The organism is Psychrobacter sp. CX97, assembly GCF_057396285.1.
Genome location: NZ_JBXYJE010000024.1, coordinates 1 through 2,664 on the forward strand (window position 1 = coordinate 1; position 2,664 = coordinate 2,664).

At 42.5% G+C, this 2,664-nt stretch carries 1 protein-coding gene; it reads left to right on the forward strand.

Annotated elements, in window-relative coordinates; all coding sequences use genetic code 11:
• On the forward strand, positions 1–2,664 hold a 2,664-nt coding region (locus tag AC2SLL_RS12100; protein WP_486531935.1), incomplete at both ends, for a beta strand repeat-containing protein.

A 2,664-nucleotide genomic window follows, 5' to 3' on the forward strand; every position in this document is an offset into this window, starting at 1 on the left:
CGAGGACACCGTAGCGACAGGTAGTTTGTCTGATGCGACAGACGCTGATGGTGACAGCCTAACCTACGCACTAGCAGATGCCCCAAGCAAAGGTAGCGTCGTGATTGAAGCGGATGGTAGCTATACTTATACACCAAATGCCGATTTTAATGGCACTGATAGCTTTACCTATACCATTGATGACGGTCAAAGCGGCGTGATAACCCAAACCGCAACAGTGAGTATAGAGGGTGTCAACGATGCGCCAGTATCAGCAGACAGCAGTATTGAAGCGGTGGAAGATACCGTCGCGACAGGTCAATTAGCAACAGCCACAGATGTTGATGGCGATGAGCTTACCTTTGCTTTAGCAGATGGAACCAGCAATGGTACAGTGGTTGTCAATGCGGATGGTAGCTACAAATACACACCAAATGCTAACTTTAATGGCACCGATAGCTTTACCTATACCATCACGGATGGCACAGAAACCATTACTCAAACAGCGACTATCATGGTTGCCTCAGTCAATGATTTACCAGTCTCAACCGATACCGCTATTAGTGCTACCGAGGACACCGTAGCGACAGGTAGTTTGTCTGATGCGACAGACGCTGATGGTGACAGCCTAACCTACGCACTAGCAGATGCCCCAAGCAAAGGTAGCGTCGTGATTGAAGCGGATGGTAGCTATACTTATACACCAAATGCCGATTTTAATGGCACTGATAGCTTTACCTATACCATTGATGACGGTCAAAGCGGCGTGATAACCCAAACCGCAACAGTGAGTATAGAGGGTGTCAACGATGCGCCAGTATCAGCAGACAGCAGTATTGAAGCGGTGGAAGATACCGTCGCGACAGGTCAATTAGCAACAGCCACAGATGTTGATGGCGATGAGCTTACCTTTGCTTTAGCAGATGGAACCAGCAATGGTACAGTGGTTGTCAATGCGGATGGTAGCTACAAATACACACCAAATGCTAACTTTAATGGCACCGATAGCTTTACCTATACCATCACGGATGGCACAGAAACCATTACTCAAACAGCGACTATCATGGTCTTTGGTATCAATGAAACCTACAACTATGAATTACAGGAAGTATTTGAAACTAGTGTCATTTCAGAGGAGCAAACTCTAGTCAGTCGACAAACTTCTAATTCATTGTATGACAGGATGTACTTTGAAGTAACTGGAGAAAATGCCAGTGCAACGCTAAGCTTCTATGACCCCTCAGCAAGCTTAGATATAAACGGCAGTTACAGTTTACAAGGTCCTGCTTCAAGTGCTTCAGGCTCTTTAAGTGTTCTATCTGCAGGCTCTTCTTCATATAGCAAAGTACTAGGTAGTAACTTAGCACCAGGTGTATATACATTAGACTTAAATGCTGATGAGTATGGTTCGACAATTAACCTTGATGTTGTCCAATATCAAGATGTTGAGCGTACTGACTTTACAGGTTATGACAATGTATCAGGTAATATTTTCTCTAATACCGATATTACTGTGCCTCAGGATTATGTGTTACAGGTGGGTGATCAGTTATTAGATAGTTCTGCGACTAATCCAGTTGTCATCGAGACTACTAAAGGCACGCTTGAGTTATCGGTAGATGGTTCTTATAACTACACCTCTAACGGTTCTGAAATAGGCGTAGACCCAGAGCTGGTCGCTGAAAGTTTTAACATTAGAGTCCTTGATACTCAAGGTAATCATATTGGTGTTTACCGTATCAATGTTGCACCAGATACCACACCGCCAGAGCCAGGTGAGCTAGTATTCAATAACTTTGAGGATACAGGGATATCTCAAGATGACGGTATTACTCAAGACAATGCGTTTGATTTAGCAGTACAAGGCAATGAAGCGGGTAGTACTGTAGAGTTTGAGTACTCGTCTGATAATGGTCAAACATGGCAATCGGTTAGCAATGGTTCAGTAGCCAATCTGCCGGACGGTGAGTATAGCTTTAGAGCCAAAGTAACAGATGAAGCTCTAAATGAGAGTGTCACAGAGGTTAAAACGATTACGATTGACACTACTGCACCAGAATTGGGGCAGATTCTAAACTTCAATACAGCAACTAACACACTTGAAGTTGATGACAATATCGATGAAGGTACAGTTAAAGCCTATGAGTTAGTTAATGGCTCTCAAACCGAGCTTGACTCAGTGACTAATATTCCTTTTAAAGAAGGTGATTATAGAATTGAAGCGGCAGATGTAGCAGGCAATAGCACTGGCATAGACTTTATTATGTCGACCGCTTCTGAGTACTTTAAGTCGACTGATAATATCGATATAGTCAAAGGGTCTAGTGCTAACGACTACGTTTACGGTGGTAATGGAGATGATATTTTAATAGCTCAGGGAGGTAGTGATAACCTATATGGTGAAGGGGGTGACGATACTTTAATTCATGGGCAGAGCTCTACATCATACAAGTTGTTTAATGGTGGTGCAGGAAATGATACTTATGTCATTAGCTCAGATAATTTCCAAACATCATCTTATCTACATATCATTGATAACTATGGTTCGAACATACTGGACTTGAAGGGCTTTGATATCTCTCAAATAGAGTTAGTAAGACAAGATAGTAACCTAGAAGTTAAGGTAAATGGTGGTACTATTAATATAGGAAGTCAGTTTGCAGATTTAGGTATCGATAATATCTA